The sequence below is a fragment of the Nonomuraea turkmeniaca genome, from assembly GCF_005889735.1.
Lineage (GTDB): Bacteria > Actinomycetota > Actinomycetes > Streptosporangiales > Streptosporangiaceae > Nonomuraea > Nonomuraea turkmeniaca.
In genome coordinates this window covers 48,082-73,889 of sequence record NZ_VCKY01000008.1, presented here as the reverse complement: position 1 = coordinate 73,889, position 25,808 = coordinate 48,082, and the positions used below count along the sequence as shown (strand labels likewise).

At 69.6% G+C, this 25,808-nt stretch carries 22 protein-coding genes and 1 pseudogene; 10 read left to right on the top strand and 13 right to left on the bottom strand.

Annotated elements, in window-relative coordinates; all coding sequences use genetic code 11:
- Window positions 1-22: 22 nt before the first annotated feature.
- Window positions 23-688, top strand: coding sequence for an NUDIX hydrolase (locus ETD86_RS03890; RefSeq protein WP_138664684.1), 666 nt, complete (start codon window positions 23-25; stop codon window positions 686-688).
- Between the two features lie 67 nt (window positions 689-755).
- Here ETD86_RS03890 and ETD86_RS03885 read toward each other — a convergent pair whose 3' ends face one another.
- On the bottom strand, window positions 756-2,135 hold the full coding sequence (locus ETD86_RS03885) for an ATP-binding protein (RefSeq protein WP_138664683.1): 1,380 nt from the start codon (window positions 2,133-2,135) through the stop codon (window positions 756-758).
- A 129-nt stretch (window positions 2,136-2,264) separates the two neighbouring features.
- Here ETD86_RS03885 and hisC point away from each other — a divergent pair, with 129 nt between their 5' ends.
- Window positions 2,265-3,323, top strand: coding sequence for a histidinol-phosphate transaminase (hisC, locus tag ETD86_RS03880; protein WP_138664682.1), 1,059 nt, complete (start codon window positions 2,265-2,267; stop codon window positions 3,321-3,323).
- Window positions 3,324-3,545: 222 nt separating this feature from the next.
- A complete protein-coding gene (locus ETD86_RS03870; protein WP_138664681.1) occupies window positions 3,546-4,889 on the top strand; it encodes a transcriptional regulator in 1,344 nt (447 codons plus the stop codon).
- A 153-nt stretch (window positions 4,890-5,042) separates the two neighbouring features.
- Here ETD86_RS03870 and ETD86_RS03865 read toward each other — a convergent pair whose 3' ends face one another.
- Entirely contained in the window at window positions 5,043-6,113 is a 1,071-nt protein-coding gene (locus ETD86_RS03865) for a helix-turn-helix domain-containing protein (protein ID WP_138664680.1), read from the bottom strand.
- A 9-nt stretch (window positions 6,114-6,122) separates the two neighbouring features.
- The gene (locus tag ETD86_RS03860) at window positions 6,123-6,980 is read right to left on the bottom strand and encodes a fumarylacetoacetate hydrolase family protein (protein WP_246147589.1); all 858 of its coding nucleotides are present in this window, start codon (window positions 6,978-6,980) and stop codon (window positions 6,123-6,125) included.
- Here ETD86_RS03860 and ETD86_RS57890 point away from each other — a divergent pair.
- Window positions 6,964-8,247 (top strand): annotated as a pseudogene (locus tag ETD86_RS57890) (aspartate aminotransferase family protein); the annotation flags it as partial. The gene ETD86_RS03860 and the pseudogene ETD86_RS57890 sit on opposite strands and share 17 nt — an antisense overlap.
- A gap of 12 nt (window positions 8,248-8,259) precedes the next feature.
- On the opposite strand, the gene ETD86_RS03850 reads toward ETD86_RS57890, so the two are convergent.
- Window positions 8,260-9,279 (bottom strand): EamA family transporter, encoded by a 1,020-nt coding sequence (locus tag ETD86_RS03850; RefSeq protein WP_211369815.1) that lies wholly within the window; start codon window positions 9,277-9,279, stop codon window positions 8,260-8,262.
- A 173-nt stretch (window positions 9,280-9,452) separates the two neighbouring features.
- Here ETD86_RS03850 and ETD86_RS03845 point away from each other — a divergent pair, with 173 nt between their 5' ends.
- Window positions 9,453-9,902 (top strand): rhodanese-like domain-containing protein, encoded by a 450-nt coding sequence (locus ETD86_RS03845; RefSeq protein WP_138664679.1) that lies wholly within the window; start codon window positions 9,453-9,455, stop codon window positions 9,900-9,902.
- A gap of 412 nt (window positions 9,903-10,314) precedes the next feature.
- Here the strand turns inward: ETD86_RS03845 and ETD86_RS03840 are convergent, their stop codons facing one another.
- From ETD86_RS03840 to purD, 4 genes are all read right to left on the bottom strand, one after another.
- Complete coding sequence (locus tag ETD86_RS03840) at window positions 10,315-11,604, bottom strand: GTP cyclohydrolase IIa (protein ID WP_138664678.1); 1,290 nt, start codon at window positions 11,602-11,604, stop codon at window positions 10,315-10,317.
- A 201-nt stretch (window positions 11,605-11,805) separates the two neighbouring features.
- Complete coding sequence (gene murA / locus ETD86_RS03835; protein ID WP_138664677.1) at window positions 11,806-13,071, bottom strand: UDP-N-acetylglucosamine 1-carboxyvinyltransferase; 1,266 nt, start codon at window positions 13,069-13,071, stop codon at window positions 11,806-11,808.
- 77 nt (window positions 13,072-13,148) lie between these two features.
- On the bottom strand, window positions 13,149-13,985 hold the full coding sequence (locus ETD86_RS03830) for a phosphoribosylaminoimidazolesuccinocarboxamide synthase (protein ID WP_138664676.1): 837 nt from the start codon (window positions 13,983-13,985) through the stop codon (window positions 13,149-13,151).
- Entirely contained in the window at window positions 13,982-15,196 is a 1,215-nt protein-coding gene (purD, locus tag ETD86_RS03825; RefSeq protein WP_138664675.1) for a phosphoribosylamine--glycine ligase, read from the bottom strand. The genes ETD86_RS03830 and purD overlap by 4 nt, the downstream gene beginning before the upstream one ends.
- Window positions 15,197-15,596: 400 nt before the next feature.
- On the opposite strand from purD, the gene corA reads away from it, so the two are divergent.
- Entirely contained in the window at window positions 15,597-16,664 is a 1,068-nt protein-coding gene (gene corA / locus ETD86_RS03820) for a magnesium/cobalt transporter CorA (RefSeq protein WP_138664674.1), read from the top strand.
- A 36-nt stretch (window positions 16,665-16,700) separates the two neighbouring features.
- Here the strand turns inward: corA and ETD86_RS03815 are convergent, their stop codons facing one another.
- Window positions 16,701-17,609: a glycerophosphodiester phosphodiesterase family protein gene (locus ETD86_RS03815; protein WP_138664673.1), complete on the bottom strand. Its 909-nt coding sequence runs from the start codon at window positions 17,607-17,609 to the stop codon at window positions 16,701-16,703.
- A gap of 109 nt (window positions 17,610-17,718) precedes the next feature.
- Between ETD86_RS03815 and ETD86_RS03810 the strand changes: the two genes are divergently transcribed.
- A complete protein-coding gene (locus tag ETD86_RS03810; RefSeq protein ID WP_246147585.1) occupies window positions 17,719-18,369 on the top strand; it encodes a GNAT family N-acetyltransferase in 651 nt (216 codons plus the stop codon).
- Window positions 18,370-18,508: 139 nt separating this feature from the next.
- On the opposite strand, the gene ETD86_RS03805 is transcribed toward ETD86_RS03810, so the two are convergent.
- The 3 genes from ETD86_RS03805 to fbaA all read right to left on the bottom strand — a co-directional run bounded on the left by ETD86_RS03805 (window position 18,509) and on the right by fbaA (window position 21,358).
- On the bottom strand, window positions 18,509-19,792 hold the full coding sequence (locus ETD86_RS03805; protein WP_138664672.1) for an adenylosuccinate synthase: 1,284 nt from the start codon (window positions 19,790-19,792) through the stop codon (window positions 18,509-18,511).
- A 98-nt stretch (window positions 19,793-19,890) separates the two neighbouring features.
- Window positions 19,891-20,301 carry a DUF3151 domain-containing protein gene (locus ETD86_RS03800; RefSeq protein WP_211369814.1) on the bottom strand — a complete coding sequence of 137 codons (411 nt, stop codon included), beginning with the start codon at window positions 20,299-20,301 and terminating at the stop codon, window positions 19,891-19,893.
- Window positions 20,302-20,335: 34 nt separating this feature from the next.
- Window positions 20,336-21,358: a class II fructose-bisphosphate aldolase gene (gene fbaA, locus ETD86_RS03795; RefSeq protein ID WP_138664670.1), complete on the bottom strand. Its 1,023-nt coding sequence runs from the start codon at window positions 21,356-21,358 to the stop codon at window positions 20,336-20,338.
- A gap of 143 nt (window positions 21,359-21,501) precedes the next feature.
- Here fbaA and ETD86_RS03790 point away from each other — a divergent pair, with 143 nt between their 5' ends.
- Window positions 21,502-22,203, top strand: coding sequence for a DedA family protein (locus tag ETD86_RS03790; protein ID WP_246147583.1), 702 nt, complete (start codon window positions 21,502-21,504; stop codon window positions 22,201-22,203).
- A gap of 77 nt (window positions 22,204-22,280) precedes the next feature.
- Window positions 22,281-22,703: a hypothetical protein gene (locus tag ETD86_RS03785; RefSeq protein ID WP_138664669.1), complete on the top strand. Its 423-nt coding sequence runs from the start codon at window positions 22,281-22,283 to the stop codon at window positions 22,701-22,703.
- Between the two features lie 25 nt (window positions 22,704-22,728).
- Here the strand turns inward: ETD86_RS03785 and pyrE are convergent, their stop codons facing one another.
- On the bottom strand, window positions 22,729-23,262 hold the full coding sequence (gene pyrE, locus ETD86_RS03780) for an orotate phosphoribosyltransferase (protein WP_138664668.1): 534 nt from the start codon (window positions 23,260-23,262) through the stop codon (window positions 22,729-22,731).
- A 145-nt stretch (window positions 23,263-23,407) separates the two neighbouring features.
- On the opposite strand from pyrE, the gene ETD86_RS03775 reads away from it, so the two are divergent.
- The gene (locus tag ETD86_RS03775) at window positions 23,408-25,699 is read left to right on the top strand and encodes a sigma-70 family RNA polymerase sigma factor (RefSeq protein ID WP_170222866.1); all 2,292 of its coding nucleotides are present in this window, start codon (window positions 23,408-23,410) and stop codon (window positions 25,697-25,699) included.
- The last annotated feature ends 109 nt before the right edge of the window (window positions 25,700-25,808 follow it).

The following is a 25,808-nucleotide window of genomic DNA, read 5'->3' as shown; positions in this document are numbered from 1 at the left end:
CATGTGCGTGTAACGTGCGTTCATGGTCCCGAGCGTGCCGGTCAGCGTCGACCTGGTCGTGCTCACCGTGCGCAACCACGCGTTGAGCGCTCTGGTGTGGCGCCGCGACAACCCGCCGTTCCTGCGGCGCTGGTCGTTGTCGGGCGGCTTCATCCAGCTGGACGAGGACCTCCCGGACGCCGCCCGCCGCATCCTCGCCGAACGGGCGGGCCTCCCGGGCGCGCCGGTGCACCTGGAGCAGCTGCAGACCTACGGCTACCCGGACCGCGATCCGCGCCAGCGAGTCCTGAGCGTCGCCTATCTGGGCCTGGCGCCGGACCTGCCGGCCTCGGAGAAGGCCCACATGAGCTGGCAGCCGGTGGACGCGCTCACGGCCATGGCCTTCGACCACCGCCGGATCATGCTGGACGGCGTGGAGCGGGCGCGCGCGAAGCTGGAGTACACGTCGCTGGGGGCCGCCTTCTGCCCGCCCGAGTTCACGGTGGCGGACCTGCGCCGCGTGTACGAGATCGTCTGGGGCCGCACCCTGGACCCCAGAAACTTCCACAGGAAGGTCACCAAGGCGGAGGGCTTCCTGGTGGAGACCGGGGGCACCACGACGCGCGACGGCGGCCGCCCCGCCAAGCTCTACCGCCGCGGCCCCGCCGAGCTCCTCCACCCCCCGATGCTCCGCTCGCTCAAGGAGTGAGCCCAGGCGGGTCATCGGTGCGGGGGCCACGGACGGCTCGCAGGTGTAGGCCTCAGGGAGGCTCGCCTTACCCGTTCAGTCCAAAGGCGAAGATGTCAGCCGCCGTCACGCACAATGTGCCGGGAGGAGCATCAGGGATCTCATCCCGAGCGCACACTGCGAACCGAAGCTGCTCCACGTCATTGCTCAGATGTGCTGCTTTCCCAGCGAGCCCGGTCACGATCCGGCCTGCGTTCACCCTCCTGGCCCATTTCGCCTCACCTACCATGATCGGTCGCCGGGAGCGTCCGGCCAGGACGGCCGCGTCGATCTGGTGCTGCCCGTCCGCCCGCCACCACGGCCCGATCGCGACGACGTCTGGGGCTATCTCGGCGGCCCGCAGCCGGAGGTGGTCGCGGAAGGCCTCTTCCCACGCTGCGCCGAGCTGGTCGTTCAAGGAGTCGATGAGCACGGGAAGGATGGTCTCGCCGAGTCCGCGATCGATTTCGGGCATGACCCGGGAGAGAACGCCGAGATAGAAGGCGAGGAAGTTGTCAGCAATCCGGTAGATCTTGCGGCGGGTGCGTGTCGCCTCCGTGACCGGCTGGATTCGCTCGATCAGCCGCAGCGCTAGAAGATCGTTGAGGGTCCTGGTCGGATCCGCCCGGATGGCGTCGGCTATCTCGTTGTGCTTGGTGTAACCCTCGGCTATGGCCTGGAGCGTCGCGGCCAAGTGGACGCCCTTCCCCGCCTCCGTCGCCAGGACCAGATCGCCCTCCCGGATCATCTTGGCGTCGGGATGACAGGCCAGGCGTGCGAGATTGCGCTCCACGGACTGGTCGGACCGCCACCAGGAGAGGTAGAGGGGCATGCCGCCGACAATGCCGTACACCAGTGCCCGGTCCGCGGGCGACAACTCGGGCAACATCTCGGCCGCTTCGTGCGGCCGGAAGGGATGCAGTTGCATGGTGAGGTCGAAACGCCCATAGAGCGGCGCTCGGTACTCCTGAACGGATTGCATCGTTCGTACCGCGGAACCACACATGATGATCCGTAGGCCGGTGCGTCCATGCGCATGGTCGAGAAAGGCGCGCAGAACGCCCTCCAGTTCAGGGGCCGCGGTTATGAGCTCGGGGAACTCGTCGAGGATCAGCAGGACAGGCTCCTCGGCCGCTTCCCTGCCGAGGTGATCGAACACCTCGTCCCAGGTCTGGTAAGGGCGGGTGACGAGGTCGCGGGTGGCCGAGGGTATGACGGGAGCCGCCCGCGATGACAGCTCCTTCAACTCCGACGGCGGGGTCCGGCCGCCGCCGGTGTGGAAGATCACCCGCTTGTCCTTGGCGAAATGCTGGAGCAAGGCAGTTTTGCCCACCCTGCGACGCCCCCAAAGCAACGCGGGACGGGGATGGAGCTCCTCCCACCAGTCCTGGAGCGTACGCAGCTGATCTCTTCGGCCGACGAAGTCCATAGGTTTAACGTAACCGACATTTTTGTCGGCGACATCTGGTTCGCCGACGAAAATGTCGGCGAGTGGCGCACGCCCGGGGCCGCAGATGTCCAAGTGGGTGGGCACCTGGCCAGGAACTAATGTAAGGCCATGCCTCGTTTCCGCCAGATCCTGGACTCCATGGCCCCCTACAAGCCGGGCAAGGCCGTCGCGGCTTCCGACGGGCGGTCGTACAAGTTGTCGTCCAACGAGTCCCCCTACGACCCGCTGCCGTCCGTGGTGGAGGCGATCGCCGAGGGGGCGCGGCACATCCACCGGTATCCGGACGCCGGGGCGGTCAAGCTGACCGAGGCCGTCGCGGAGCGGTACGGGGTGCCGTTCGACCACGTCGCGCTGGGCCCGGGCTCGGTCACGGTGCAGCAGCAACTGCTGGAGGCGGTGGGCGACCCCGGGGCCGAGGTCGTGTACGCGTGGCGCTCGTTCGAGGCGTACCCGCTGCTCTGTGATCTGGCCGGGGTCAGGTCCGTGCGGGTGCCGCTGGCGGGCGAGGACCACGACCTGGACGCCATGGCGACGGCGATCAACGACGACACCCGCCTGATCTTCGTGTGCAACCCGAACAATCCGACGAGCACCGCGATCCGGCGCGCGGAGCTGGAGTCGTTCCTGGACCGGGTGCCCGAGCACGTGCTGGTGGTCCTGGACGAGGCCTACCGCGAGTACGTGCGCGACGAGGACGTCCCCGACGGCCTCGCCCTCTACCAGGACCGGCCCAACGTGTGCGTCGTGCGCACGTTCTCGAAGGCGTACGGGCTGGCGGGCCTGCGGGTCGGCTACATGATCGCGCACGAGCCCGTGGCCGCGGCCGTACGCAAGACGATCGTGCCCTTCGCCGTCAACCACCTCGCCCAGGTGGCGGCCATCGCCTCGCTGAAGGCCGAGGACGAGCTGCTGGAGCGGGTCGAGCACGTGGTCAAGGAGCGCACCCGGGTTCGCGAGGCGCTCATCGCGCAGGGCTGGACCGTGCCGCACAGCGAGGCCAACTTCGTCTGGTTGCGGCTCGGCGAGCGCACCATGGACTTCGCCGCCGCCTGCGCCGTGGAGGGGGTGGCGGTGCGGCCGTTCGCCGGGGAAGGCGCTCGCGTGTCGATCGGCGATCCGGAGGCGAACGACGCCTTCCTCACCGCGGCGAGCACCTTCCGCGGCTGACTGCCTGCGGCCCGACCAGTTTGCGGTAGGCGACCGCATTCGGGGTCGTGCACGGCCGTGCCTGGCCGGCAGGCTTCCATGTACTCGGCGGCCTTGGCGCGGTAGCCGATCCGACTTTCCCTTCATCGATCTTCGGATCTCGCTGGGGAGGGTAATCTTCAGTGGCCTCGCGGAAAGGGACCAGGCCGCGGTGCTCGGCGCGACGATGACCCGCTTGCTTCAGTGGAGATCCGGACTGGGGTGATCAAGATCATGGATCGGCTGCGTTCCGAGTCACGGCCCAGGGTGGCGATCGGGATCGTAGGACCGCACGATCTCGTCGAACAGATCATGATGATCGGCGCCGACCTTCCGGCCGCGGCCGACTGGCGGCTGGTCGGCGCGCCGCATGCCGAGGAGCACGAGACCTACGACAAGTTCCTGAGGATCGCCGACAGCATCGACGCGGTGTTGTTCACCGGGCCTCTCCAGCATGACCTGGCCAGGCAGGCGGGCGAGCTGCCGGTCCCGGCCACATTCGTGCCCATGAGCGGAGCCGGCCTGTACGCCGGCCTGCTGCGCGGGGTGCTCTCCCACGGGGTCGACCCGTCCAGGGTGAGCATCGACTCGCTGCCCGCCGCCGACGTGGACGAGGCGTACGGCGAGATCGGAGTGAGCACGGCGGGCGTGCACCTCTCCGAGTACGACCGGCCGGAGTCGGCACGCGGCTTCACCGCCTTTCACGAGCAGCTCTACCGCCAGGGCGAGACCACCGCGGCGCTCACCACGATAAGGAGCGTCGCCAACAAGCTGACCGCGGCCGGGGTTCCCGTGCTGCGCCTGCTGCCGACCTCGCACACGTTGCGCCTCGCGCTCGACACCGCCGCCCTGCTCGGCACCGGCAGCAGGCTGGAGGACGCGCAGATCGCCATCGTGGTCGTCGAGCTCGCCGCCTCGGCCAAGCCCAGCTACTCCGGGCCGGGCAACTACTGGCAGCAGGAGCTGAAACTGTCGCTGCACAGGTCGCTGCTCGCCGACGCCCGGCTGATGGGCGCCACCGTGGTGCCCCGGGACGAGAACAGCTACGTCGTCACCACCACCGTCGGCGCTCTCGGCCAGGCCACCGACGGGTTCAGGGTGGCGCCGTTCATGGACCGGATCCACTCCGACGCCGGGGTCGCCGTCGAGGTCGGCATCGGGCTCGGCAGCACGGCCCGCGACGCCGACGCCAACGCGGTGGCGGCCGCCGAGAAGGCGCGCAACGCGGGAGCCGCGGCCGCGTACCTGGTCGGGGGCGACGGCACCGTGCTGTCGCTGCCGGTGCGCAGGCGCAAGCGGCAGGAGAGCGAGCCCGTCGTCGCCACCAAGGCGGCCAAACTGCTCGACCGCCTGGTGGACAGCCTCGACGACGGCGACACGCTGGTGGTCGACGCCGAGATCGTCGCCGACGTGCTGTCGGTCTCTCCGCGCAGCGCCCGCCGGGTGCTCCAGAGCCTCGCGGAGGAGGGCCTGGCCTGGCCGATGCCCCCGGTCAAGGGCACCCAGGCAGGCAGGCCCCGCCAGCCGTACCGGCTCGTGCGGAGCTAGACGCCGGTCGCGATCGCCTTCTCCAAGACCCCGGCCACCGTCGGGAGACGCCTTCCGCCGCAACCGACCTCCCCACCGACGCTGGCGGCCCAAGGGACCCACGACGAAGTGCGGCGGGAGTGGGCGCGCAGGCCGGATGTGGTGAGGTGCGGGTCAGGCGCCGGGCCGAAATCCGGTCCGGCGGTACTCGGTGGGAGAGCAGCCGACGTGCCGGCCGAACGCGCTCCGCAAGGCCTTGGCGCTCGCATAGCCGGTGCGCGTGGCGATCGCGTCCACCGGCAGGGTGGAGGTGGACAGCAGCCGGCGCGCATGCCGCAGGCGCAGGCCGGTGAGGTGGCGCAGGAACGTGGTGCGGCGCTCCGCCGCGAACAGGTGCGAGATGTAGAACGGGCTCGCGTTCACCGCCTCCGCCACCGTGGCCAGGCGCAGCCCGGGATCGGTGTACTGCTCGGCGATGTACGCCTCCGCCAGCGCCAGCACGTCCCTGCGCGGCGGCTCGGGCATCAGCCGCCCGAGCGTCTCGCGCAACCACATGTGCAGGTAGGAGCGCTCGTGGATGTCGCCGACCGTGATGATGTCCTCGATGGGCAGCCGGGCGCACGTCACGACCCAGTCGGTCGAGCCGTCGGCCAGCCTGGACCGGTTGGCCACGTCCACGACGAACAACAACTGCCCGATGAGCCAGTCGCGCAGAGTCTGCGGATCGGCGTCCTGGGCGCACCTGTCGACCCAGCTCGCCAGCAGCCCGGCCGCGCCGTTGCTGTCGCCCGCGCGGACCCGCCTGGTCAGCTCCCGCTCGATCCGTACGGGAGGCGTCGCGGCCACTCTGCCGCCGGACTGGGGTTCGATCACCCGGTCGCCGCCGAGCACGAGCTTGTAGCCGTTGACCCGCCGGGCGTCCCGTTCGGCCGCGATGGAGCCCACGCTGGGGGAGCCCAGGCTGACGGTGGCGGTCCAGGCCGTCTCGCGGACGATCCTGGCGCGTACCTCCTCCGCCAGCGCGGTCGCGTCGGACATCAGGGCTTCGGGATCGGCTCCCGTCAGCAGGACGAGCCACTCCTCGGGCGGCTGCGGCTGGCAGGTCGCCCCTGGGCGGCGGCTGGTGGCCGCGCGCACCGCCTGGTCGGCGTGCTGGAGCTGGCGGTGCGCCCACGACCGCCCCCGGCCCTGTTCGGAAACCATGAAGTCGTCGATGTCCACCAGAGCGGCCACAGCGTAGGTCATGTCCCTACTTTAGGCGGACCGAAATTTGACCGTATTCACGAGCGTCCCGATTCCCTCCACCGTGGCCCGCATGGTGTCGCCGTCCTTGAGCGGGGCGATCCCGGCGATGGTGCCGGTCGCGATGAGGTCGCCCGGCATCAGCGTCATCCCGTCGGACAGGTCGGCGATGAGACGGGGGAGGCCGAAGACCATCTGCCTGGTGTTGGCCCGCTGCCTGACCTCGCCGTCCACTTCCAAGGTCAGCTCCAGCGCCTGCGGATCGGGCACCTCGTCCACCGTCGCCAGGTACGGGCCCGCGGGCGCGAAGGTGTCGAACCCCTTCGACTGGTCCCACGGCACGTTGCGCGCGATATTGGCCAGCTGCAGGTCGCGGGCCGTCATGTCGTTGATCACGGTGTATCCGGCGACGGCCTCGCGCCACCGCTCGGCCGGCAGATCCCTGGTCACCTTGCCGATGACCACGGCCAGCTCCACTTCGTGCTCCAGATGGCGGGTGCGGGCGGGGGCGAGCACCGGGTGGTTGTGGCCCACGAGCGCGGACGGCGGCTTGAAGAACAGCACCGGCTCCGGCGGAACCTCCAGGCCGCTCTCGTCGGCGTGCTCCTGGTAGTTCAGCGCCAGGCAGCAGATCTTCGTGCAGGTGGCCACGGGCGGCTCGAAGAGCACCGCGCTCTCGTCGAGAGTGGGGCCGTCGTGGCCGGCCACCAGCTCGGTCAGGCGGTCGAGCCCGTACGAGTGCAGGGCCGCCACCGGGTCTGATCCGAGAGCAGGCCCGAGGCCGGCCAGGCTCACCAGCTCGCCGGCCGCGCGCCGGGCCACCAGCTCGACGGGGCCGGAGGGGGTACGCCGAATGCGTCCAAGAAACATGTCCGTAAGCCCATCAAGGCCCCATAACCTCCACAAGCACCGAAATTTGCGCTTACGACCTGCTTCTTGCTGTGTTTCTTGGCGTCAGGCGATGTGTCCCCGTTTGATGGTCGACATGACCCGCACCCTGGACGTCAGCCGCGACCTCTACACCACTGCCCGGCGTTACATCGCAGGTGGCGTCTCCAGCGACGCCCGCCGTACCGCGGGGGTGCCGCTCTACGTGGACAGGGCCTCGGGAGCGAGGCTCTGGGACGTCGACGGCAACGTCTACATCGACTACGTGCTCGGCCAGGGTCCCGCGCTGCTCGGCCACTGTCCGCCGGCCGTGGTGGAGGCCGTCTCCGCCCAGGTGGCCCGTGGCATCGTCTACTCCGCCCAGCACGCGGCCGAGGCCCGCGTCGCCGAGCGGTTGTGCGCGATGGTGCCTTCGGCGGAGCGCGTCCGCTTCAACACCGTCGGCTCCGAGGCCGCGCACGCCGCGTGGCGCCTGGCGCGTGGCTTCACCGGACGCCCCAAGATCCTCAAGTTCGAGGGCCACTACCACGGCTGGCTCGACCCGGTTCTCTACAGCGTGCACCCGTCACTGGACGACGCGGGGCCGCAGGACCACCCTCGTGCGGTCCCCGGCACCGCCGGCCAGCCGCCCGCCACCGACCTGGTGATCTGCCCCTGGAACGACCTGGAGGCACTCGCCCGCCTCATGGACGAGCACGCGGGCCAGATCGCCGCCGTCGTCACGGAGCCGGTGCTCTGCAACACCGGCGCCATCGAGCCGGATCCCGGCTACCTCCAGGGTGTGCGCGAGCTGTGTGACCGCCACGGCAGCCTGCTGATCTTCGACGAGATCATCACCGGGTTCCGGCTCGCCCCCGGCGGCGCCCAGGAGTACCTCGGCGTCAGCCCCGACCTGTCGGTCTTCGGCAAGGCGATGGCGGGCGGCATGCAGGTGTCCGCGCTGGCCGGGCGGGCGGCCGTGATGGACGCCATCTCCTCGGGCAAGGTCGCGCACGCGGGGACGTTCAACTCGCAGCCCGTCGGCATCGCCGCCGCCGAGGCCACGCTCCGCATCCTGGACGAGCAGCGCGAGGAGGTCTACGGCACCCTCTACGCCCGAGGCCGGCAGCTCATGACCGGCCTTCGCGAGGCCGCGGCCAAGGTGGGTGTCCCGATGCTGGTGGGCGGGCCCGGGCCGGTCTTCCAGACGTACTTCACCGACGCGCCCGCGGTGCGCGACTACCGCGACTTCGCCGGGACCGACCGCGCCATGATGGCCCGCCTACACGCCGCGTTGCTCGACCGCGGGATCAACATGGTGCCGCGGGGGCTGTGGTTCCTGTCCACCGCCCACACCGAGGCGGACGTCGCCGCCACCGTCGGGGTCTTCGAGGACGCGCTTCGGTCCCTTGCGCTCGGTTGAGATCACCAGCGCCACGCCGACCAGGATGACCAGCCCGCCGAGGACCACCTGGGTCGTGATCGGCTCGTGCAGCACGAGCGCGCCGAGCGCGACGGCCACGGCCGGGTTGACGTAGGCGTAGGTGGAAACCAGCGAGATGGGGGCGTTGCCGAGCAACCACGAGAACGCCGTGAACCCGATCAGGGACCCCACCAGGATCAGGTAGGCCAGCGCCAGCCAGGATCTGGTGGTGACGGCCGACAGGTCGAGCCGCTCGCCGAGTCCGGTGCCGAGCACCAGCAGCCCGGCACCGCCGACGACCATCTCGACCGCGCTGGTGGCGAGCGCGTTGGCGGGCATCTGGATCCGGCTCGACAGGAACGAGCCCACGGCCCATGACACCGAGGCGAGCAGTACCACCACGATGCCGGTGCCGCTGCCGCCCTCGGCGCCGGTCAGCGACAGTGCCCCGACCCCGCAGAGCCCGACCAGCACGCCCGCGAGCGTCAGCGCCTTGGGGCGGTCGCGCACCGCGAACCTGAACACGACCAGCCACAGCGGCACCGAGGCCACCAGGAGCGCTGCCAGTCCCGTGGAGATGTACTGCTCGGCCACCGCCAGCATCCCGTTGCCCAGGGTCAGGAGCAGCACGCCCACGATAGCCGCGCCGAGGAACTGCCTGCGCGACATCCTGAAGGCCGCCGGCCCCGACCGCACCAGCAGGAAACCGGCGAGCAGGGCGGCAGCGGTGATGAACCGCAGGGCCCCGCTCAGCATGGGCGGTATCGACTCGATCGCGATGCCGATCCCCAGATACGTCGAACCCCACACCACGTAGACGATGGCCAACGCGCCCCAGATCAGGAACGGAGCGCGGCTGTCAGTGGTGTTCACCCTCATGGCTGATGACAATACAGGTCGGCTCCGACAATATCCGGCATGTATCGGACCACGAACCCTGGCGGGATATTAGCGATAGTGGGCTTTCGTGCCACTTCTGGCCCTACAGGGGTGGTTGGCAGGATCTGTCCTGTCACCGTGCGAGACCCCACCAAGAACGGAGAACCCCGCAGATGTCCGCAGTCGCCGCCGTCCACCCAGCCGTCGCCCTGACCCACTTCGCCGCCCGGCTGGCTTTCGAGACCGACGTTTCAGACGTGGCCGCCGACCTGAGCGCAGGGGCTCCCGGCATCGTGGTCGTCGACTCGCGCAGCCTGGAGAGCTGGGACCAGGGTCACATCGAGGGTGCCGTGCACCTCCCCACCGCCGAGATCGCCACCCGAGCCCTCGCGCTGATCCCGAAGACCAGCCTGGTGGTGACGTACTGCTGGGGCCCCGGCTGCAACGGCGCCACCCGGGCGGCTCTGGAGTTCGCCAAGCTCGGCTACATGGTCAAGGAAATGATCGGCGGCTTCGAGTACTGGGCCAGGGAGGGCTTCCCGGTAGAAACCGCCTCCGGGATCACCCGCCGCGAGGTGGACGCCCTGACAGCCCCTGTACGCGGAATCACGTGCGGCTGCTAATCACGCCATTAGGTCGCACTCACTGGCCCGCCCAGCACCTCTACAGCCCCGCGCAGCGCCCACTCTGACGCGCAAGGGCACGCCGAAAAGTTTGGTGCCCCCGTCCGAATCCTGTCGATCGGGGGCGTCCGTGAACATACCCTCATCGACGCGGGTCAACCAACAAGTTCACAAGAGTCAATGAGTAAGTTCCCAGACTGACAGCGCCAGTCAATATGACCTCGTAACCGGCCCACTTGACGCCGTGGCGGCGGCCCGCCGGTGAACGAGTCAGAAGCGTCTCCCTGGACGGACACCGGCCCCGTACGGCGGGTGGCGCCAGGTCGGCTTGCCGTAAAAGAAGGATGTGATGGCGGGCCAAAGGCCCGCCGTGACGAACGGCGGGCCAAAGGCCGAACCAAAGATCAACCAATCACCGGGGACCGAGTTTCTCCACGATAAGGCGGTACAGCTGCCGGGGCCGACCCGGTTGCGGGGTTCGGTTGGGCGGAAGTGGCCACGCGAGTCCCTCGTCAACCAGCGTGCGCAACAACCGCCGAGCCGTGCGGGGCGTGACCCCCAGCATCTTTCCGGCGCCCTCCGCGTCGACCACCGTGTCGCCGCCCTCCAGCTTGGCCGCCAGTCTGGCCAGCACCTCCACTCCCTTGGGCTTGAGTGCGGTTGAGCCCGTCGGCGGCATGCGCGGGGCCGGGATGAGCGCCCGACCCTCGCGGTCCACCGCGAACCCCTGTGCCTGCTTGCCGGCCTGCGTACGCGCCAGCGCGGCCCGCGCGTGCGACTCCGCGTCGTGCGTCGTACGCCCCATGCCCACGCCGACCTCGACCGCCAGCCCCAGCTCGTCCCTGATCCTGGCCGCGAACGGCAACACCCTGAACCCGTCCGTCGCCGCCGCGATCGACCCCCTGGTCGCGGTGACCAGGTAGCTGTGATCGTCGATGGGCCAGATGGTGGCGTTGATCCGGTTCGCCTCCTGGACCAGGAGCCGGTGCAGGGACAGCCGCAGCTCGTCGCGCCAGTAGCGGGGCGCGGCGCGGCGCACGGGCTCGCGCAGCGTCGGCACCTCCACCAGCACCACGGTCAACTGCGACTCCTCCAGCCGGTGGTGCGCGCCGAGCAACGCCGCCGTGTGCAGCGCCGTGCGCACAGCCGCCGAGGTGGGCCTGATCCTGATGACCGGCACCCCGGCCGCCTGGAGGCGCTCGGCCACCGCGGGCAGGCACGTCAGTGCTCCCGTGGTGGCGCCCTGCCGGGCCAGGCGTTCGTGGTAGGCCGCGATCGTGCCGGTGGCGCCCGGCTCGTCGCGGCTGTGGACGTCGGTCGCGGGGATGCCGAGGTCGGTGTACGCCTCCTCGACATCGGCCCGGCTGACCACGTCGATGCTGACCCGTTGGGGGTCCATCCGGGTGTCGAGCGCGGCCTTGGCCAACGCCGCCACCAGTGCTGCTCCGCCGAGTTGCACGTACGTCGCGGGCATCGTCAGCACGCCGGAACGCCTGGCCAGGTCGTAAGGGACCGGGCTGGCGAACAAGCATGCGTCGACGCCGGGACCGAGCCGCGTCACCTTGTCCGGCGCCTCCTGCTCGTCGCGGTAGGCAGCCGCCACCAGGCGACACGGCAACGGCGCCGCGGCGTGACCCATCAGCATGACCCGCTCCACCAAGTCGTGGGGTCCGACCACACCAATGGTGAGGTCCGGTGTCATTGCTCCCGGGCGTGACACTCGGGGAGTTTCTTCGGCCCTCTCGACCAATGTTCGTCCCATCCTGCCGTCCGTTGCAGTGCTCTCTTTTGGAACGATCGCTCGCGGGGGCCGTAATGTCACGCCCGACTTTTCCGGAAAGCCGTTGAGGTTGACCGTCCGACAAGATGTCTTAGCAGCTCAACGAGGTATTTCGCACGCTTTTTAGCGCTCGGAAATCTCTCGTGTAATGTCCGCGCCGAGCGCGCGCATTCGCGCCGCGAGATGTGCGTGACCGCGATCGATCAGGTATCCCGAGTCGATCACCGTCTCGCCCTCGGCCGCGAGGCCGGCGAGCACCAGTGCGATGCCCGAGCGAAGGTCGTGCGCCGTCACCTGGGTGCCGGTCAGCGGCGTGCGGCCGCGTACGACGGCCCGGCTGCCGTCGACCTCCACATTTGCCTTCATCTTGTTGAGCTCTCCGGCCAGCGCGAACCGGCCGTCGAAGATGCGCTCGTGGATGTAGCTGGTGCCGTCGGCCAGCGCCGCGACCGTCATCATCGGCGACTGCAGGTCCGTGGCGAAGCCCGGATAGGTGTCGGTGATGATGTTGATGGGCCGCAGCTTGCCCTCGGACCGCACGTGCAGGACCGCGCCCTGCCGGGCGAACTCGACGCCCATCTGCTCCAGCTTGTAGCGCACCACACCCAGGTCGAGGCCGGTGCCCACCAGGCTCAGCTCGCCACCGGTGATCGCCGCGGCCATCGCGAACACGCCCGCGTCCAGCCGGTCGGGCATCACCGTGTGCTCGACGGCGTGCAGCTCGTCCACGCCCTCCACGGTGATGAACCCGGTGCCGCCGCCGCTGATGCGCGCGCCCATTTTGGTGAGCATGTCGATGACGTCGAGCACCTCGGGCTCCAGCGCCGCGTTCTCGATCACGGTCGTGCCGTTGGCCAAGGCAGCGGCCATGATGAGGTTCTCGGTGCCGGTGTGGGACGGGGTGTCGAGGTAGAGGGTGGCGCCGGTCAGCCCGGACGCCTTGACGTGGATGACCGTCTCCTCCTCGTCCACGATCGCGCCCAGCCGCTTGTAGCCGAGGTAGTGGAAGTCGAGGTTGCGGCTGCCGAGATTGCAGCCGCCGACCCCCTCCACGATCGCCTCGCCCAGCCGGTGCAGCAGGGCGGGGGTGAACAGGACGGAGCCGCGGAAGCGCCGGGCGATCCTGGCGGGCAGCACCGGGCTGTCCACCCTGGAGGCGTCGATGACCAGCGTGCGCTCTGACTCGTGCAGCTCGACGTACGCGCCGACCGCCTCGGCCAGCTCGACGGCGCGGCGGACGTCTTCGATGATCGGCACGTTGCGCAGGACGGTGCGCCCCTTCGGGGCGAGCAGAGCCGCACCGATCATGGGGAGCACGGCGTTCTTCGCGCCCTGGATGAACGCGGTTCCACGCAGTGCGTTGCCACCGCGCACGCGGTAACGGACCATTCGTGCGGCTCCTTGAAATCAACGGTGAGGCTTGATCGGGCCAACAGTAGTCGCTAACACCACATGACCCAGCCGAATCATCCGCTAAAGGGAGCCCCCGTGAGCCGCTCATACGCTTCTAGGTATCGCTGCCTGGTCTGCTCGACCACATGGTCGGGTAGCGGGGGTGGGGGGTTTCCAGAGTCTTTGTCCCATCCAGATTCGGGTGACAGCAGCCAATCTCGTACAAATTGCTTGTCGAAAGATGGTTGCGACCGACCCGGCCGCCATTCGTCGGCCGGCCAGAATCGCGAGGAGTCCGGTGTCAGCACCTCGTCGCCCAGCGTCAGCACGCCGTTGGCGTCCCAGCCCAGCTCGATCTTGGTGTCGGCCACGATGATGCCGCGCTCGCGGGCGATCTCCGCGCCGCGCGTGTAGACGGCCAGCGTGATCCGCCGCAACGCCTCGGCGGTCTCCGCGCCGACCTCGGCCACGACCTGCTCGTACGAGATCGGCTCGTCGTGCTCCCCCACGGGCGCCTTGGTGGACGGCGTGAAGATCGGCTCCGGCAGCCTGGACCCGTCCTCCAGCCCGTCGGGCAGCGGCACGCCGGAGACCATGCCGTCACGGCGGTATTCGCTCAGCCCGCCACCCGTCAGGTAGCCCCGCGCCACGCACTCGACCGGCACCATTCGCAGCGGCCGGCACACCACGCTGTGCGCGTCGTCGCCCCGCGCGACGACGTGGTCGGGCACGACATCCTTGAGCTGATCGAACCACCACAATGACATCTGCGTGAGAATGGCCCCTTTCTCCGGGATGTCGGGCTGCAACACGTAGTCGAAGGCCGAGATCCGGTCGGAGGCGACCATGATCAGCAGGCCGTCCTCGGTCTCGTAGAGATCGCGGACCTTGCCGGAGTGCACGAGCTTCATCGGGCGATGTCCGTCCTGTAGTGCGAGCCACGCAGCTTGATCCGGCCGACGAGGTCATAGGCCGCCTGGCGCGCGCTCTCCTTGTCCGGCCCGTTGCCGACCACGTTCAGCACCCGGCCGCCGTCGGAGACGACGTCGTCGTCGGCCCACTTGGTCCCGGCGTGCAGCACGTAGGCGTGCTCCGTCCCCTGCGGCCCCGTGATCACGTCGCCCTTGACCGGCGCGACCGGATAGTTCTGTGCCGCGATCACCACGGCCACCGCCGAGCCCTGCTTGAACACCGGGTCCGGCCCGAGCTCGCCCGTCGCGCACGCCATCAGCAGCCCGCCCAGCGGCGTCTCCAGCCGGTCGAGCAGCACCTGCGTCTCCGGGTCCCCGAAGCGGGCGTTGAACTCGACCACCTTCGGCCCCTTCGAGGTCAGGGCGAGACCCACGTAGAGCACCCCCTGGTAGGGCAGCCCGCGCCGCGACAACTCGGCGATCGTCGGATGCACGACCTCCCGCATGACCTGCTCGGTGAGGCCTTCCGGCGCCCACGGGAGCGGCGTGTAGGCCCCCATGCCGCCCGTGTTGGGCCCTCCGTCGCCGTCGTGGAGCCGCTTGAAGTCCTGCGCGAGCTGCAGCGGCACGGCCGTGCTCCCGTCGCACAGCGCGAACAGCGACACCTCGGGGCCGTCCAGGTATTCCTCGATCACCACCCGGTCGCAGGTCAGCGCGTGCGCCAGCGCCTGCTCGCGGTCATGCGTGACCACCACGCCCTTGCCGGCCGCCAGGCCGTCGTCCTTGACCACGTAGGGCGCCCCGAACTCGTCGAGGGCGGCCGCGGCCTCCTCTTCGGTGGTGCACGCCCTGGCTCGCGCGGTCGGCACGTCGGCCGCCTTCATGATCTCCTTGGCGAACGCCTTGGACCCCTCGATCATGGCCGCCTCGCGGGAGGGCCCGAAGCAGGCGATGCCCGCCTCGCGCACGGCGTCGGACACGCCGGCGACGAGCGGCGCCTCCGGCCCCACCACCACGAGATCGACCCGCAGCCGCGTGGCCAGCTCGGCCACCTGCCCGGGATCGAGGGGATCGACGGGATAGACGGCCGCGTACCGCTCGATGCCCGGGTTGCCCGGGGCACAAAGGACCTCGCTGACCTGGGGATCGAGCTTGAGCGAACGACACAGGGCGTGCTCACGCCCTCCGGAACCGATGACTAGAACGCGCACACGCTCTATTGTCGCAGCCCCGAGACCAGGCGCAGGCTCCGGTCTCCAGGACACCACATGCTGGAATGGGCAACAATCTTTGTCGAGTTCTACCTGAGCGGCGCGCCCCCGAGCCGGTAGGGTCAGAGAAGTTCACCCGCCTGTGGTAAGTTAGGGCGGCTTTGCGGCGTCTCTTGTGATTGGAGGTGGTCCGGGATGAATCCTGGTGATCCCAGCAGTACGTGCTTCGCCACGTACTCCCCGCATACCCCCGACCACTCCAATCCGGCAGCCTGATCGTGCCTCCACGCATATGTGTTGATTGAGGTGACTTTTCGTCGCGCGTGGAGCGTGCCATGTCGGGCGGAAAGGGACTGCCATGCGCTCGTCCACGCTTTTCCGTCGAATCAACCGTCACCCCATGCCGTCGCGCGTCTCGCACCAGCACATCAAGCCGGTGCGTGAGATCTGCGTGCCCCCCGTCGACTCCATCGTCGAATTCGGCGCCTACGTCCAGGGCAAGAAGGTCCCGGCGACCGGCATCGTCGAGGCACTCGAGCACGTACGCGAGCACAACAAGACCGCTGACGGCGCCAAGGCGTTCGTCTGGGTGGGACTGCACGAGCCGGAAGCCCCTGAGGTGGAGTGGCTGTCAGAGGTGTTCGGCCTGCACCCGCTGGCCGTCGAGGACGCCGTCAAGGCGCACCAGCGCCCCAAGGTCGAGCGGTACGGCGATTCGCTGTTCATGGTGCTGAAGACCGTCTCCTACCTCGACCACGACGAGTTGACCGCCAACAGCGAGATCATCGCCACCGGCGAGATCATGGTGTTCCTCGGCGTGGACTTCGTGGTGACGGTGCGGCACGGCGAGCACTGCCCGCTGACCTTGGTACGCGAGCGCCTCGAGGACAAGCCCAAGTTGATGAACCGAGGCCCGGCCGGTGTGCTGCACGCCATCTCCGACCACGTCGTCGACCAATACCTCCAGGTCGCCGACCTCATGCAGCTGGAGCTCGAAGAGGTCGAGGCCACCGTGTTCGCCGACGTCAGCTCCCGCGACATCAACCGGATCTACCAGCTCAAGCGGGAGATGCTGGAGATGAAGCGGGCCGTCACCCCGTTGCAGGCCCCGCTGTCCGCCCTGCCTCAGCGCCGGGTGATCCCGTCGGAGATGCGCGAGTACTTCCGCGACGTCGGCGACCACCTGTCCCGGGTGTGCGAGCAGGTGGAGTCCTCGAACGAGCTGTGCAGCTCGATCCTGCAGGCCGCGCTGGCCCGCTCGAACGCGCTGGCCAACGAGGACATGCGCAAGATCTCCTCATGGGTGGCCATCCTGGCCGTGCCCACGATGATCGCCGGAATCTACGGCATGAACTTCGACTTCATGCCGGAGACCAAGCAGGTCTGGGGCTACCCGGCCGTGCTGGCCCTCATGGTCACCGCCTGTGTGTTCCTGCATCGCGGCTTCCGCAGAAACGGCTGGCTCTAGCTGATGGCCGGGGTCGGCGCCGGCTGATGGCGGGGGTCAGACGCCGACGGGCCTGAGCGGTCCGACCGGCTCGGGCAGCTCCAGCCCCCGCTCCCGCCACACCTCCCGCATGCGATCGGGATAGTCGGTCACGATGCCCGCCACCCCGAGATCCAGCATCCGCCCGGCCAGCCCCGGCTCGTTGACCGTCCATACCGCCACATCGAGTCCCGCCGCGGCCGCCTGTGCCATCAGCGCCTCGTCCACCATGACGTGCTCGGGCGAGAGCGTGGTGGCCCCTGCCGCGCGGGCGGCGGCGGGAATGTCGTCCCCCAGGCCGCCTTCGTGCCAGTGCAGGGTGTCCGGCTCGATCAGCGCGAACCGGCGCGTGCCAGGCGCGATCCGCGCCGCGTGCCGCAGGATCCGCCAGTCGAAGCTCAGGATGGCGACGTTGCCGAGCCTGCCGTGCCGGTCGAGCTCGTCGACGACGAGCTGGGCGAACATCTCGGGGTCCGGCGTCAGCTCCGGCCTGGTGGGATCGGACTTGAGCTCGACGTGCAGCCGTACGCTCTCCGCCTCGTACGCGTTCACCAGCCCCAGGACCGCGCCCAGCGTCGGCATCCTGGTCTCCGGCATGGCGACCTGCGTCAGCGCGAAGGGGTCGTCGAGATGCCTCGGCAGCCGCACGCCCACGTCCAGCATGCGCAGCTGCGCCAGCGTGAGGGCGTTGATGGGCTTGCCGACGTACGGGAAGAGCGGGTCGCCGGCGTGCAGCGGCCGTCTGTCGGCGCTGGTCACCGCGGAGACCGTGAGATCGTGCGTGAGCACGAGGCGCCGATCGGCGGTGAGCGCCACGTCGAGCTCGAGCGCGTGAACGCCGAGCTCCATCGTGCGGCTCATACCTGGCAGGGTGTTCTCCGGCCAGAGGCCCCGCGCACCTCGGTGACCATGAATCTCAACGTGCACACCCGGGACCCTACCCGCCGCCGGGCACGACTAGGAGGTGCCACGCCGTGTCCTTTTTATCCTGCTACGCCCCGTCGTGTGGTGACCGGCGGACAATAGGCTGTTGTCTATGACGGAGGTTCTCAAACCCGCCGATTCAGGGACGGTCCGGGCATGGGTCGACGGCTGGGTCATCTCCCGCAGCGCACCCAGTCCCGTACGCGAACCGTGGGGCCTGCGTGTGGACGTCGGCCTGCCCGGCCACGTGGCCCGCCACGTCATCCCCACCCCGACCCCGGAGGTCCTCCACCACCTGACCACGACGCTGACGACGCCCGGCACCTGGCTCAAACTCTGCGCCCCCGCCGAGGCCGTCGCCTCCTTCCTGCCGCCGGCCTGGACGGTCATGGACCGGGAGTTCATGATGACCGCCTCCTTGGCCCGCACCGCACCCCCGCAGGCTCCACCGGGTTACACCCTGGCCGTCACCACCAGGGCCGGCGTCACCGCGGCCCGGCTCCTGACGGCGGCAGGCGAGGTCGCGGCCCGCGGCCAGTTCGCCGTGGCGGGCTCCGCCGCCGTGATGGACCAGGTGGAAACCGCCGCCGACCACCGCCGCCGCGGCCTCGGCACGATCATCATGCGCACGATGTCGTCGGCGGCCGCGTCGCTGGGGGCGCGGACGGGCATCCTCGTGGCCACCGCCCAGGGCCAGGCGCTGTACGAGACGGTGGGCTGGACCCTCCACACCCCGATGACGGCCGTCGTCCTGACCCCCTGACCACCGCGCCTGGTCATGGGCCGCACGCACTGTGCCGAGCCCCTCACCCCGGCGCCGGTGCGGCGCGAAGGTGAGGGGTGAAGCTCGGCGCAACGCGTGCGGACGTCAGCGCGTCCGCCTGAGGAACGCCGAAGCCCGGTCAGACGAGGGAGCGCACCACCACGGTCTGGTCGCGGCCAGGGCCGACGCCGATGGCCGAGATCGGCGCGCCGCTCATCTCCTCCAGCGTCCGCACGTACGCCTGCGCGTTCGGCGGCAGGTCATCGAAGGACTTGGCGCTGGTGATGTCCTCCTGCCACCCCGGGAACTCCTCGTAAATCGGCGTCGCGTGGTGGAAGTCGGTCTGCGTCATCGGGATCTCGTCGTGCCGCACCCCGTCCACTTCGTATGCCACGCACACCGGGATCCGCTCCAGCCCCGACAGCACGTCCAGCTTGGTGAGGAAGTAGTCCGTGATCCCGTTGATGCGGGTGGCGTAGCGGGCGATCACCGCGTCGAACCAGCCGCAGCGGCGGTTGCGGCCCGTGGTGACGCCGTACTCGCCGCCGGTCTGGCGCAGCCAGTCGCCCATCTCGTCCGTCAGCTCGGTCGGGAAGGGCCCGGAGCCGACACGGGTCGTGTACGCCTTCAGGATTCCGATGATCTTGGTGAGCCGGTTCGGCGGGATCCCGGCTCCGGCGCACGCGCCGCCCGACGTGGGAGACGACGACGTGACGAACGGGTACGTGCCGTGGTCGATGTCGAGCAGCGTCCCCTGCCCGCCCTCCAGCAGCACGAACTTGCCCTCGTCCAGCGCCTTCGAGAGCACCAGCGAGGTGTCGGCGATGTGCGGCTTGAGTCGCTCGGCGTAGGCGAGGTACTCCTCGAGCACCGCCTCAAGGTCGATCCCGCGCCGGTTGTAGACCTTGGTCAGCACCTGGTTCTTCTCGGTCAGCGCGACCTCGATCTTCTTCGCCAGGATGCCCGGGTCGAGCAGGTCCTGCACGCGCACGCCCATGCGGGCGATCTTGTCGCCGTACGCGGGCCCGATCCCGCGCCCGGTGGTGCCGATCTTGGCCTTGCCCAAGTAACGCTCGGTGACCTTGTCGAGCGCCTTGTGGTGGGGCATGATCAGGTGCGCGTTCGAGGAGATCAGCAGCCGCTCGGCGGAGATGCCCCGCGCGGCCAGGCCGTCGATCTCACTTAGTAGCACACCTGGGTCGATCACCACGCCGTTGCCGATGACCGGCACGACTTCCGGCGAGAGGATTCCGGTGGGAAGCAGATGGAGGGCGTATTTCTGGTCGCCGATGACGACCGTGTGCCCCGCGTTGTTGCCACCCTGATAGCGGACGACGTAGTCGACGTCGCCACCGAGCAGGTCGGTGGCCTTGCCCTTGCCCTCATCGCCCCACTGGGCACCAACGAGAACGGCAGCCGGCATGGTTCAGTCTCCTGAGCACAAAACGAAACCCCTGGCGCAAGCGCGACAGGGGCTCTTGCGTAGTGAGACTACCCGAACGTGCCTAAACACCCCAAGGGCTAACCCTTGGACAGCGCGTCGTAACCGGATTCCGTGCTGTCCTTCAGGAACTGCAGGCACCGCTCGGCCTCGTCCTTCTCGCCGATCGCCTGGGCGGCTCGCGACAGCGCGTACAGGCAGCGCAGGAAGCCACGGTTGGGCGCATGCTCCCAAGGAATGGGCCCGTGGCCCTTCCAGCCGCTGCGGCGCAGCTGGTCGAGCCCACGATGGTAGCCGGTGCGCGCGAAGGCGTACGAGGTGACCGCGTGCCCTTGGGCGAAGTACTCCTCCGCGAGCGCGGCCCACGCCGCCGGGAAGGCGGGGAAGCGGGCGGCCACGTCGGCGGCCTTGGCGCCGGCTTCCAGCGCCTCTCTGGCCTCGGGCTGGTCCGGCAGATGAGTCGGGGGCGGCCCGGCGAGAAGGTTATCCATAGGACAAGTCATACCCGCCAGGCCGCACCAGTGGCTAGGAGATCTTCGTCCCAGCACTCTTGAGGCTCTGGCACGCCTCCGCCACGCGCGCGGCCATTCCGGCCTCGGCGGCCTTGCCGTACGAGCGCGGGTCGTACGTCTTCTTGTTGCCCACGTCGCCGTCCACCTTGAGCACGCCGTCGTAGTTGCGGAACATGTGGTCCGCGATCGGCCTGGTGAAGGCGTACTGGGTGTCGGTGTCGACGTTCATCTTGACGACGCCGTACGAGATGGCCTCGTGAATCTCCTCGAGCAGCGAGCCGGAGCCGCCGTGGAAGACCAGGTCGAACGGCTTCTCCTTGCCGTACTTGGCGCCGACCGCGTCCTGGATCTCCTTCAGCACGCTCGGCCGCAGCTTGACGTGCCCCGGCTTGTAGACGCCGTGCACGTTGCCGAACGTGGCGGCCAGCATGTAGCGGCCCTTCTCCCCGATGCCCACGGCCTCGGCGGTGGCCAGCGCGTCCTCGGCGGTCGTGTAGAGCTTCTCGTTGATCTCGCCGACGACGCCGTCCTCCTCGCCGCCGACGACGCCGATCTCCATCTCCATGACGATCCGGGCCCGCGCGCACTTCTCCAGGAGCTCCTTGGCGATCTCCAGGTTCTCCTCGAGCAGCACGGCCGAGCCGTCCCACATGTGCGACTGGAAGAGCGGGTCCAGACCCTTGGAGACCCGCTCGAGCGAGATGTCGATCAGCGGACGCATGAAGCCGTCGAGCTTGTCCTTGGGGCAGTGGTCGGTGTGCAGCGCCACCGTGACCGGGTATTTCGCGGCCACGATCCGGGCGTACTCGGCCAGCGCCGTCGCCCCCGTGACCATGTCCTTGACGGTGGCGCCGGCGAGGAACTCGGCGCCGCCGGTGGAGACCTGAACGATGCCGTCGCTCTCGGCCTCGGCGAAGCCGCGCAAAGCGGCATTCAACGTCTGAGACGAGGTCACGTTGATCGCCGGGTAGGCGAATCCGCCGGCCTTGGCCCGGTCGAGCATCTCGGCGTAGACCTCTGGAGTCGCAATAGGCATGATTCATCTCCCTGAGAAGTTACGGCTTCGCGCCAGGGCCCAGTATCCCGGCTCACTACCCCAACTGGTAGATAGAACGCGTTCTTGACGGCGCGTGGCCCGATGGCGACGCCCGGGATGCCCGCTCCGGGTAGGCTCTCGGCGTGGACTGGCTTTTGAATCTCCTCGACCCGACGTGGTGGCTCACGATTCTCGGCGCTTTCGCCACGGTCGGCGTGCTGGCCATCATCTTCGCCGAAACGGGTCTGCTGCTCGGGTTCTTCTTGCCTGGCGACTCGCTGCTGGTGGCCGCGGGGATTTTCAGCTCGGCGTCGGTGGCCGCGGGAATGGGCATCGAGCCGCTCTCGCTGCCGGTCTTGCTGATCGGCACCCCGCTGTGCGCGATCGCGGGAGCCCAGCTCGGGCATTTCCTCGGCTTCCGATTCGGCCGCAAACTCTTTGACAAGCCGGATTCGCGGTTGTTCAAGAGGGAGCACGTGCTCAGGGCCGAGGAGTTCTTCGAGAAGTTCGGCCCGGCCAAGGCGGTGATTCTGGCCAGGTTCGTGCCGATCGTCCGCACGTTCATGAATCCCGTCGCCGGCGTGCTGGAGATGCCGCCCAAACGTTTCTTCCTGTGGAATGTCGTCGGCGGGGTCTTCTGGGTCGAGAGCCTGCTCCTGATCGGCCACTTCCTCGGCGGGCAGGTCGATCCCAAGCAGATCGACAGGTACATCCTGCCGGGCGTCTTCCTCATCGTGCTGATCTCGCTGATCCCGATCTTCGTCGAGGTCGTCAAGAAGCGCCGCGAAGCCAAGCGGCTCCCCACTCCCAACGGCAAGCACCACCGCGTGGGCGATCCGTTCTGACCGCGTAGGCGACTACCGGTGAGAGTGGCGTACGTCACGGTACGCTGCCCACTGTGGGACGCCACAGGTCAGATCCGATGGGCCTCGCCCGCCTTGCGCTCGCCGTCCTGGCGGTCGGGGCCGTGGTGACACTCCTGGTCATAGGCGGTCGCGCGCTGCTCGCCTCGGTCGGCACGCCGACCCAGGCCGAACGCGAGCGTGAGCGCGCCAGCGGCCTCGCCACCACCGGCACCGCCACGGAGGAGACCACCGCCCAGGTGCCGACGGTGCGCGTCGAGTGCCTGGCCGACACCTGCCCCACCGTCACCGTACGGGTGCCGGGCGGCGACGTGCTCCAGCACCGCGAGATGAGCAAGGGCGAAGAGGTCAGCTACTTCGAGCCCGAGCTCGACGTGGTGCTCAGCGACGCGGGCACGGTCAGCGTCACCGAGAACGGCAAGCCGCGCGAGCAGGGCGAGCAGGGCGCCAGGCAGGCGTTCACCGTCCGCGCGCCCGGCTAGAGACCCAGCTCCTGAGGGGTGTCGGCTAGAGACCCAGCTCCTGAGGGGTGAAGGCGGTCCGGTAGTCGAGCCCCTCGCCGGCGATCCGGTCACGCGCCCCACGGTCCACGATCGTGGCCACGGCCACCACCTCGGCCCCGGCCTCCCGCAACGCCTCCACCGCGGTCAGCACCGACGCGCCGGTCGTCGAGGTGTCCTCGAGCGCCAGCACCCGCCGCCCCTTCACCTCGGGCCCCTCGATCCTGCGCTGCATGCCGTGCTCCTTCAGCGCCTTGCGCACCACGAATGCGTCGAGCACGCGCCCCCGCGCCGCCGCCGCGTGCAGCATCGCCGCCGCTATGGGATCGGCTCCCAGCGTGAGCCCGCCCACCGCGTCGTAGTCGAGGTCGTCGGTCAGGTCGAGCATCACCTTGCCGACGAGCGGCGCGGCCACACCGTCGAGAGTGATCCGGCGCAGGTCGAGATAGTAGTCAGCCTCCTTGCCCGAGGAGAGGATGACCTTGCCGTGCACGACGGCCTTCTTCTTGATCTCGGCCAGCAGGTTGTCGCGATCTGTCATGGGTCCAAGCTTAGGCACCCCACGTGGGCAAAAGCGGCGTCGCGGTTTAGTCATGGGCGGGAATGCGGAATGATTGCGCGGGGCAACCCTTCGTAATCGTGAGGTCACCATGGGTGTCGATTCGCCGCAAAGCGACGCAGAGCTCTTGCAAGCGGTCAGAGAGGGCAATGCCGCCGCTTACGGGCAGCTCTACGAGCGCCACGTCGCCGCTGCCCGCGCACTGGCCCGGCAGCTCGTCACGAACACCGAGGCCGAGGACGTGGTCGCCGAGGCGTTCACCAAGATCCTCGACCTGGTCGGCAGGGGTGGAGGCCCCGAGTCCGCCTTCCGCACCTACCTGCTGACCGTGGTGCGGCGCACGGTCCACGACCGTTCCATGATCGAGGGCCGGCTGAGCACGGAGGAGGTCGAGGAGTACGACCCGGGGTTGCCGTTCGTCGATCCGGCGCTCGTCGGGCTGGAGAAGTCGCCGATCGCCAAGGCGTATCTGTCACTGCCCGAGCGATGGCGGGCGGTGCTCTGGCACATCGAGGTGGAGCGGAGCAAGCAGGCCGAGGTGGCGCCGCTGCTGGGGTTGTCGGCCAACGGCGTGGCGGCGCTGGCGTACCGGGCCAGGGAGGGGTTGCGGCAGGCGTACCTGCAGCTGCACATGGGCACGCAGCCGCAGCACGAGTGCCGTCCCGTGCTCGGCAAGATGAGCGCCTACGTCAGGGGCGGGCTGACCAGGCGCGACGCCAAGGCGGTCGACGATCACGTGAGCGGCTGCGAGGAGTGTCACGGGGTCCTGCTGGAGCTGGCCGACGTCAACCGCGGGCTGCGTGTCATCGTCGGACCGCTGATCGGCGGGCCGCTGTTCGGCGGCTACGCGGCCGCGATCACCAAGTCGGCGGTCATCGGTGGGGTGAGCGGGCTGCTGCGGGCGTTGGTGTGGTTGCGGCGGGTGCCCAGGCACCAGCAGGCCGCGGTGGCCGGTGGCATGGCCGTCGTGGTGGCCGCGGCCATCGGGCTGCTGCTGGTCTCGGAGGCGCGGCCGATCGACAAGCGCACGCCCGCACCGATCCCCCAGCCGCCGCCGTCCGTGCTGCGGGCGCTGCCCGAGCCGAGCGAGGTGCCCGCGCGGGTGCCTCCGCCGGTCCGGGCGGAGCAGCCGCCGGGCAAGGCGCGGCTGCGGGCCACGATCGACCCGCTCGGCGCACTCGTACGCGCCCAGCCCGGCATCGTCGGCATCCGCCTGCGCAACTACGGCGACGCGTCCAGCGCGGCACTGTCGGCCATCGTGGACCTGCCGCGGGGCGTGACGCTCATCCCGGCGGCACGTCGCCACCAGGCCGCCGCCCTCGTCGGGCCGGCGGGCACGGTGGACGGCTGGGCCTGCCGCCCGGCCGCCGGCGGCGCGCGGTGCGCCAGGGAGGCGCTCGCGGCGGGGCAGGGCACGGCGGTGTTCCTTCGAGTGCTGGTCGCCGAGAAGGCGCCCGAGGGCGCGGGGCCCGCCGTGCGGGTCGAGGCCGGCTCGCTGCGGGTCACGGCGCGGGCCGAGGAAGGCGTACGCACGTCCGGGGCGCCGGCCAGGTTCGCCACCGACGGCAAGGTGACCGTCAGGGCGATCGGCAACTCGCTGCTGAGCTGTCCCGAGGAGCAGTCGGGCTGCGTGCCCGCCCGGCGGCGCGAGGGCGACCAGCGCGACAACGACCTGTGGCAGATGACCCCGCTCGACCGGGACGACGTGGCGGACACCGCCGTCTCCAGCTCGGCCGAGTTGTCCCTGCCGAAGGGCGGCCGGGTCGTGTGGGCCGGGCTCTACTGGTCGGCGAGCGGGGAACGCGCCGGGCCCATCAAGCTCCGGCCGCCCGGGCGGCGGACGTACGTGCCGGTCCGGCCTGCTCACGTGGCCGTCCGCGAGCTGCCCGCGGGCCCGGTCTACCAGGCGTTCGCCGACGTCAGCGAGCTGGTCGCCGGCGTACGCAGGAACGGCACGTGGTGGGCGGCCGACGCGCCGATGGAGGAGGGAGTGGCACGGCACGCCGGCTGGAGCCTGGTGCTGATCGTCACCGACCCGTCGGCGGCGTACAGCCAGGCCGTGGTGCTCGACGCGGCCACCGTGATCGGCGGCCGGTCACGGCGGGTACACATCCCGCTCGGCGGCCTGACCCCCGCCGCCCCGCCCGCCAGGCTCGAACTGGTGACCTGGGAGGGCGACGCCGACCTCACGGGTGACAAGGTCTCGCTCGGCTCCGGCGCCCTCAGCCCCGAGGGCGGCGGCCGCGATCCCGCGAACGTCTTCGACGGCTCGTCGAGTGGCGCGGCGGAGATGACGTTCGGCGTCGATGTCGATACGGTCGGGGCTGAGCTCGGAGTCGATCCGGGGTTGACGATCGCCACGGACAAGGACGTCGTCCTGTTCGGAGTGGCCGCGCTGAGCGTGCGTGCGCGACAGTGACCGCGAACGGGACAAACTGGTACGGTCTGCCTAAACGGTCTGGCGCGTGCGCAGGCAGGCGTCGAATCGTCGGGATTAACCCTCGCACGATCTCCTGCTTTCATTACCC

What these genes read in the sequence shown, in the direction of transcription:
- ETD86_RS03805 (WP_138664672.1), bottom strand. Translation starts at nt 19,792, where the DNA reads ATGCCGGCTGCCGTTCTCGTTGGTGCCCAGTGGGGCGATGAGGGCAAG.
- ETD86_RS03890 (WP_138664684.1), top strand. Translation starts at nt 23, where the DNA reads ATGGTCCCGAGCGTGCCGGTCAGCGTCGACCTGGTCGTGCTCACCGTG.
- ETD86_RS03810 (WP_246147585.1), top strand. Translation starts at nt 17,719, where the DNA reads ATGACGGAGGTTCTCAAACCCGCCGATTCAGGGACGGTCCGGGCATGG.
- ETD86_RS03865 (WP_138664680.1), bottom strand. Translation starts at nt 6,113, where the DNA reads ATGACCTACGCTGTGGCCGCTCTGGTGGACATCGACGACTTCATGGTT.
- pyrE (WP_138664668.1), bottom strand. Translation starts at nt 23,262, where the DNA reads ATGACAGATCGCGACAACCTGCTGGCCGAGATCAAGAAGAAGGCCGTC.
- hisC (WP_138664682.1), top strand. Translation starts at nt 2,265, where the DNA reads ATGCCTCGTTTCCGCCAGATCCTGGACTCCATGGCCCCCTACAAGCCG.
- ETD86_RS03830 (WP_138664676.1), bottom strand. Translation starts at nt 13,985, where the DNA reads ATGAAGCTCGTGCACTCCGGCAAGGTCCGCGATCTCTACGAGACCGAG.
- ETD86_RS03885 (WP_138664683.1), bottom strand. Translation starts at nt 2,135, where the DNA reads ATGGACTTCGTCGGCCGAAGAGATCAGCTGCGTACGCTCCAGGACTGG.
- ETD86_RS03860 (WP_246147589.1), bottom strand. Translation starts at nt 6,980, where the DNA reads ATGTTTCTTGGACGCATTCGGCGTACCCCCTCCGGCCCCGTCGAGCTG.
- ETD86_RS03800 (WP_211369814.1), bottom strand. Translation starts at nt 20,301, where the DNA reads ATGGATAACCTTCTCGCCGGGCCGCCCCCGACTCATCTGCCGGACCAG.
- ETD86_RS03840 (WP_138664678.1), bottom strand. Translation starts at nt 11,604, where the DNA reads ATGACACCGGACCTCACCATTGGTGTGGTCGGACCCCACGACTTGGTG.
- murA (WP_138664677.1), bottom strand. Translation starts at nt 13,071, where the DNA reads ATGGTCCGTTACCGCGTGCGCGGTGGCAACGCACTGCGTGGAACCGCG.
- fbaA (WP_138664670.1), bottom strand. Translation starts at nt 21,358, where the DNA reads ATGCCTATTGCGACTCCAGAGGTCTACGCCGAGATGCTCGACCGGGCC.
- corA (WP_138664674.1), top strand. Translation starts at nt 15,597, where the DNA reads ATGCCGTCGCGCGTCTCGCACCAGCACATCAAGCCGGTGCGTGAGATC.
- ETD86_RS03850 (WP_211369815.1), bottom strand. Translation starts at nt 9,279, where the DNA reads ATGAGGGTGAACACCACTGACAGCCGCGCTCCGTTCCTGATCTGGGGC.
- ETD86_RS03785 (WP_138664669.1), top strand. Translation starts at nt 22,281, where the DNA reads ATGGGCCTCGCCCGCCTTGCGCTCGCCGTCCTGGCGGTCGGGGCCGTG.
- ETD86_RS03845 (WP_138664679.1), top strand. Translation starts at nt 9,453, where the DNA reads ATGTCCGCAGTCGCCGCCGTCCACCCAGCCGTCGCCCTGACCCACTTC.